Below are 6,440 nucleotides of genomic sequence, written 5' to 3' on the forward strand. Positions count from 1 at the left end.
ACTTCGGTTTTAGAGGGCTTTTTTTGTTGCGTACTCGCTGCTGAACTGCTTCAGGCTCGGCTGTTTAAGGTTCCACAAACTCATACCACTATGAAGCCGTGTTCGAGGCAGCCGCACGCGACTCGGGCTCGATTCTATTCGCGAAACTCGTCGAATGCGGTACTGTAAAGGCAATGGACCGATAATACGGAAATTGATTTATTCCATGGGCCAGTTCGCCAAAAAATAAATTATTGCTTCAATACACACTATTCTAAAACAGCTCGATGTTCGCGTATTGATTAGGATTACTGTTTCACAATTCTGGTTGAGGATGCTCCTGAAATTCGCAGATATGCATAGAAGAAATCTGCGATGTATCTGCTCGTCCTGAATTGTATTCCGACTTAATTTCTTTTCAAAACCAAGGATACTCCCCAGTTTCACTATCGGAGAAACGAGTGCTTAGTCAAGCTTGGAATTGAGGGATGGGAGTGTTGTTTACGTGCTTCGTAGCCGCACTCCCCTGATCTCGATCACCCCAAAACCTAAAAATGACACTCCACTAATAGCAGGATCAGGCCACTCTTTTGGCGTATGTTGCATGAGTGACTTTGCTATTGTATATTGGCAATCTGTCTTCTCTTAAATGAAGGATGCTCGTCGTTTGCCGTGACCATGCCATCCTGAGCGCGGCCCTATGTTTGAACTAAAAAGAAATTTTTAATGACACGCTTATTTATTTCTGGCTTATTATTCGCTGGTTTAATTTTCTGTGGTGGATGCCGAAAAACGACACCTGACAATCCGGAAACGATTCTGACGTCTCCTGCAGATGAAGAAGAGGCAGCACTACAGGTGGTGGGAAATCTGTATGGATTTTATGCCGCGTATCATAAAAAAGGGCCTGCGGGCTGGGATGATTTAAAAGGTGCGAGTTCGAAAGCAACTGCTTCTGCTCAAAAAGAGGCTTCGGATGCGATCCAGCAAGTCCAGGCAGCCGGTTTTAAGATGACATGGGGAGTCGACAAACCATTGCTGAAAAAAGAAGGCGTCAAAGCTGATGATTATGTCATTGCCGAATCCGCTGACGGACGTCGCAAATTGATGTTTAGTGGAAATGTGAAAACAAAAAAATCCGAAAACTAGGTTTGTACCGCCTCTCGGCTTGTCCTACGATGCCGATACTGACCGCTTCATCTTATCATGCTGGAATCAAGTACAATTGATAAATTGAGGCTCGAAGGAGCAACAGCAATCGAATGAATCCCACAGATCAACCGGTAAAAAAAGGCAGACAGAAATCAGTTCTGCCTGCCTTTGATCAATATATGTCCAAACGATTCTATCAAGCTTGCTTCATCGCTTCGGACAGAATCTTGGAAGTACTTTCCCGCATGATGCGTGGATCGACCATTGCTCCTTCGAGAAGCGTTGCACGAACCTGTTTTCCGGAAATGAAAACTGGTTTTTCTTCCGAATGGTTTTCCATCAAATCAACACGGCCCAAAGATTCGTAGAAAGCAGCAAAGCCAACGTTCACAGGCTCAATCAGTAATTCGCCAGCGAGATTGTTGAAAATCTCCTGTGCATCGAAGTCACCCCAGATGGCAGTTCCATCCGCATAAGGAGCATCAGCGTGCTTGCGTCCGATGACAATGTTGGTGTATCCCATGTTCTGGCGATAGATCCCGTGCATGACTGCTTCTTTGGGTCCACCATAGAACATCTTGATATCCAAACCGAGCAATGCAACACGGTCAGGAGGGGAATCATCACGCGGTGCCCACAATTCGGGATCGCTGTCGCCATCGCCGAGTTCCCTGTTCTCGATTAGTTTTTCATAAGTTTCCATCCGAATCTCGGCACTCACATCGTCACTCTTGGTTTCGCCAACGAGTGGATTCAAAACAGCGCCGGCATTTTTGCCCTGCCGCAGAAGTGTTTCCAGTCCGTAAACCAGAGCATATTCGTGAGCACGATGCAGAGGGTTTCGGGTTTGAAATGCGACAACTGCATCCCAGCCTTTTTCTGCAATCAAAGCACGGACTTCACGTGGGGTCAGAACATATTTGCCGAATGAACTATTTTTGGGTTGAGGTAAAACACGGATTTCACCACCAATCAGGTGTGAATTAGCAGCGTCACCTTCGAGGACCATTGCCGCACCAGGATGATCGGTACGTTCTGTCTGATAAACACTCTTCAGATATTTGGGTTTATCCCATTCGAAGACATCAGTGATATCCAAAGTTGCTACGATTTCACCGGCAGGGTTTGTCAACGCGACTTTTTGATCACTGGACAATGTGGCAGCCAGTTCAGAAGTCACAGGTAATGAAAGTGGAATGGTCCAGGCATATTGCTTGCCATCCACTTCAATGCAGGCTTCATCGAGAACACGGTTGAAAACCTCACTACCCATTGGCCCTGTCAAAGGGCTCAGTGTGCCATCTCCCAGACGGTATACGGTTGATAAATCAGCCGCTGAAACAGGAACTTTGGTAAGTGTTGCTGCCTCTGCTTTGAAGCTTTCGATTTCCGCTGCAGGGACTGTACAACAGACAGGTTCGCTCAGACCTCCATGGGGGGCAATTAAATCAGCCATTGTTTGATTTCTCAATATTGACAAAAGGGTTTCAGAATGAACGCCAACCAGATGGCGTCTTTACTAGCGAAATTAGGGGAACGCATTGAAAACTTCAAGCAACAGACGGGGGGATTCATCGAATTCAAAAAACTCTCTCGATTGAGATCGTTTTTTGATGCATTTAGTCTCTCAAACCTGCCTGTTGCATCAGGAAATTCGTCGATTCATAGGCTTCACGGACCCAGGCCTCGATTTTGTCCGGTTCAGGTGAATACTCCAATTCCAGCGAAATCGCCCCGTCAATGTTCAATTTTCCGATTTCGTTCAGATAGGGCTCAAATTTCACAACTCCCCTGCCCGGTGGCAGATCGCCGTGCACTTTTCCATCACAATCCGAGATATGCACGTGAGTAGCTTTTCCCTGCAGTTTTCTGAGTTCTTCCGGCTCCACATCTGCCAACAATAAATGGGAAATGTCGATATTGGCCTTCAATGCAGGATGGTTGACATCATCCACAAAACGCACCATTTCATCGACGTTATTCAAAAGAGATAGCGGAAACGGTTCCAGTTCCAGTGCAATTTCCAGCCCCAGCGTCTCCGCATATTCTGCTAACGCCTGGCATTGTTCGACTCCCAGTTGCCATTGTGCTTCTGGCGGTATGACTTCGCGATTCCAAATATATTCGCCAAGCACCAGCAAAAGGTTTTTGGCTTCATATTCATAACATAGATCCAGATATGACTTCACTCTTTGCAGATGAAATCGTTGTACACTCGGGTTAAAGTCGATCAAGCCGACCGCAACACAACAGACTGATACGATCGGGAGGTCTAATCGATGACACGTATCCTTTACCAGTTTTCGTTCACGAATATCCACATCCAGTGGATCGATAAAAATGTCGACGCAGTCGAAGCCGATCTCTTTTGTCTTCTGCAATCCCCAGGCAGTATCACGACCCGCTTGAGCCCATGCCGAATTTATCATTCCGAGTTTCATAGCTGTCCTTTCACTCCTGCTGTCGATTTACTGTTTTTCCTGATATATAAAGATAGCAATCCGCTTGCAGAGGGAAAAGGCTTTGACCAGAATAGGAACGTCTCAGCCTTCAATGATCTCAATTCGTACCAGGATGAACCAAACGATGGATCTCAATTTATCAGGCTTCTCCGTTGTGATCACCGGTGGAGCCAGTGGAATTGGCCTGGCCACAGCCCGCTGTTTTGCAGAGGAAGGAGCCCTGCCAATCCTTTGGGACCGCACCGATCAGGTCACTGAGATAGCCGATCAATTGAGTGAAGAAACCAGCCAAACAGTCACTGGATTTCAGGTCGATATCACTGATTACTCTGCTGTCCAGGAAATCACCGAACAAACTTTGCATCGTTTTTCCAGGATTGACCATCTGGTACATGCCGCTGCGATTGGCTCCGGAAAGTTTGGTTTTCCCTTTACAAACTTAACTCCCGCTGACTGGCCTCGCGTATTTGAAGTCAACATGCAGGGAATGGTCAATGTGGCCCACGCAGTAACTCCCGTCATGCAGCTGGCTGGCAAAGGCAGTCTGACCTTCATCAGTTCCATTGCAGGACAAATTGGTTCGCAAACGGATCCCCCTTACAGCGCATCCAAAGCGGCCAACATTAATTTTGCACAATGCATGGCGAAAGATTTAGCATCCGATGGAATTCGAGTAAATTCTATCTGCCCCGGGATGGTACAAACTCCCTTGAACCAATCGGTCTGGAAAGCGTGGAATGATCGTCAGCCAGAAGCTGACCAAAAAACTTATGGACAATGGGCGGGAGAAAAGATCAAACAGCTGGTTCCACTCGAACGTTGGCAGACTCCTCAGGATGTCGCCAATATGATCGTCTTTCTCAGCTCCGATCGCGCTGCGCAAGTCACGGGACAAACCATCAATGTTGATGGTGGATTTGTGATGCATTCATAAGAAAAGGTGGGTAAAAAAATCAAGCCTCCCGCAATGGCTTCTGTTGAAACAGAATACGCTACGAGAGGCTGTTTTTTAAGAGTATCGGACTATTTTGTCGCAGCCTGATTAGCACTTTTTGCTAACCGAGATTTCGTTCGTGCTGCTGCATTCTTATGAATGATGCCTTTTGAAGCTGCCTGATCAATCTCTTTAGCAGCTTTCTGCAGAGCTTGCACAGTCGCCTGCGAATCATCTCCTGCAATCGCGACACGGGCGTTTTTGATGATGTTTCTTAATTCTGAACGAGTAGAACGGTTACGGAGACGGCGGACATCACTTTTTCGTAACGCTCTTTTGGCACTTCTGGAATTCGGCATTTTTTGTCTTAACGTTTTTCTGAGTAACTATTTACAATACGAACAGACTTCCATCTATCAAGACAGTCGCCACTATAAAATCTCAGGCAGAAAGGAAGCTTAACAAGCTCTCGGTCGATATTCCAGCCATTTAGAGCCGCTAAAACCACCTTTTTTCAGGAATTGTCTATGGCTAACGGGATAATCGGTTTCTCATCTTTGTCTGATTATTCATCGTCGTCTAAATCCTCGTCTGGATCATCATTGCCAATATTCGAATCTGATGATCCTCCCCCCAAATCTTCCAGCCTTTTCAGCGTATCACGATAATCGTAATCGACGGCGAGAATCTCGCTGTAATGGTCTTCTGCTTTTTCTCTTTCTTTCGATTCTTCATACAACCGAGCAAGCAAATAGTGTGCTTCTTTATAAATATTCGGTTTTTCATCGGGTGAAAGATTCGGAAGTGCCTTCTCAAACTGGCGTTTGGCCAATTCTTTTTTTCCGTCTGCAAAGAAGCATTTTCCTAATGCGACCAAAGCATCGGAACTGATACGTGTATCTTTCACAGATTGTTGTAACAGCGAAATCGCTGGCGCCCATTTTTTAAGCCGAATAAAACGTTGTGCCAGTTCAAATTTCAGACGCATGTCAGCTGGATAATTTTCCACACGATTGGTGAAGATTTCGATTTCGCGTTTAATCAATGCTTTACTAATTAAAGAAACCTGCTTCTTTGCTTCCGCATTTTCACGATCTCGATTATACAAATCCTTCGCTTCTACTAGTCGTTCACGTAACAATTCAAGCTCAACATCTTCAACCTGCTCGCCAATGTTGGCATTTTTCCCGGAAAGCTCATAGGCTTTTTCATAAAGTTCCTTGGCTTCCACCAACTTTCCATCACGGCGATAAAAATCGGCCAGTCTCAGATAATGATCCTTGTTTTCAGGCTCTTTTCTAATAGAACGCTGCAGATCGGCTTCCAGTGATTGTCCAGGTCCATCTGGCGCGTTTCCTTTTTGTGCCTTGTGTCTTTCCTCGCGTGTGGCCCGCCCTTCATCATAGGCAGACTGGCGTTTGACGTTACTTGATTTATCAGCGCCTTCATATCCTCCCCGCACACGAGTCTCTGTCGCCATCAATGCAGTAACTTTGGAGCGTGCCTCACCATCCATTGGATCCAATTTGAATGCCATTTCCCAACATTCCCTGGCTTGTTTGAACTCCCCTTTTTCTTCCAACAATGTTCCAAGCTGTGTGTAATAAGATTTGTTTGTCTTATCATTTTCAATTGCCATTTTATACCCAAATACGGCAGCATCCAGATAACCTAGATTTTGACAGGCCTCCGCCATATCAGCGTTTAAACCGGAGTCCCAGGGGTTGATAGACAAACTTTCTTCCGCGGTCTGGTCAACTGCAGCCCAGTCTTTTTTACGCCGGGAATTTTTGATTTTTGTTTTTGAGCCGGCCAGTTTGAGAACACCCATTTTGGACCCGGAACTATTATCACCATACTTTTTTCGTTCGGCACCTCGTTTCGTCTGTCGATACAGAAGGGCTTCCGGATCC

At 45.9% G+C, this 6,440-nt stretch carries 6 protein-coding genes; 2 read left to right on the forward strand and 4 right to left on the reverse strand.

The features are described 5' to 3' along the window. The first annotated feature begins 705 nt into the window (after positions 1-705). Positions 706-1,128: a hypothetical protein gene (locus Q0668_RS20545; protein WP_298868062.1), complete on the forward strand. Its 423-nt coding sequence runs from the start codon at positions 706-708 to the stop codon at positions 1,126-1,128. A 199-nt stretch (positions 1,129-1,327) separates the two neighbouring features. Here the strand turns inward: Q0668_RS20545 and Q0668_RS20550 are convergent, their stop codons facing one another. Together Q0668_RS20550 and Q0668_RS20555 are read right to left on the reverse strand one after the other, a co-directional pair. Continuing rightward, on the reverse strand, positions 1,328-2,587 hold the full coding sequence (locus tag Q0668_RS20550; RefSeq protein ID WP_298868063.1) for a sulfate adenylyltransferase: 1,260 nt from the start codon (positions 2,585-2,587) through the stop codon (positions 1,328-1,330). A 163-nt stretch (positions 2,588-2,750) separates the two neighbouring features. Then, positions 2,751-3,572, reverse strand: a complete 822-nt coding sequence (locus Q0668_RS20555; RefSeq protein WP_366918971.1) for a sugar phosphate isomerase/epimerase — start codon at positions 3,570-3,572, stop codon at positions 2,751-2,753. A gap of 145 nt (positions 3,573-3,717) precedes the next feature. Here Q0668_RS20555 and Q0668_RS20560 point away from each other — a divergent pair, with 145 nt between their 5' ends. Continuing rightward, entirely contained in the window at positions 3,718-4,527 is an 810-nt protein-coding gene (locus tag Q0668_RS20560; protein ID WP_298868066.1) for an SDR family oxidoreductase, read from the forward strand. Positions 4,528-4,616: 89 nt separating this feature from the next. Here the strand turns inward: Q0668_RS20560 and rpsT are convergent, their stop codons facing one another. After that, positions 4,617-4,886, reverse strand: coding sequence for a 30S ribosomal protein S20 (rpsT, locus tag Q0668_RS20565; RefSeq protein ID WP_298868068.1), 270 nt, complete (start codon positions 4,884-4,886; stop codon positions 4,617-4,619). 206 nt (positions 4,887-5,092) lie between these two features. Further along, on the reverse strand, positions 5,093-6,440 hold a 1,348-nt coding region (locus Q0668_RS20570), incomplete at its 5' end, for a tetratricopeptide repeat protein (RefSeq protein WP_298868070.1).

This window comes from uncultured Gimesia sp., assembly GCF_937910335.1.
Classification (GTDB): Bacteria; Planctomycetota; Planctomycetia; order Planctomycetales; family Planctomycetaceae; genus Gimesia.

What these genes read in the sequence shown, in the direction of transcription:
- Q0668_RS20550 (WP_298868063.1), bottom strand. Translation starts at nt 2,587, where the DNA reads ATGGCTGATTTAATTGCCCCCCATGGAGGTCTGAGCGAACCTGTCTGT.
- Q0668_RS20560 (WP_298868066.1), top strand. Translation starts at nt 3,718, where the DNA reads ATGGATCTCAATTTATCAGGCTTCTCCGTTGTGATCACCGGTGGAGCC.
- Q0668_RS20545 (WP_298868062.1), top strand. Translation starts at nt 706, where the DNA reads ATGACACGCTTATTTATTTCTGGCTTATTATTCGCTGGTTTAATTTTC.
- rpsT (WP_298868068.1), bottom strand. Translation starts at nt 4,886, where the DNA reads ATGCCGAATTCCAGAAGTGCCAAAAGAGCGTTACGAAAAAGTGATGTC.
- Q0668_RS20555 (WP_366918971.1), bottom strand. Translation starts at nt 3,572, where the DNA reads ATGAAACTCGGAATGATAAATTCGGCATGGGCTCAAGCGGGTCGTGAT.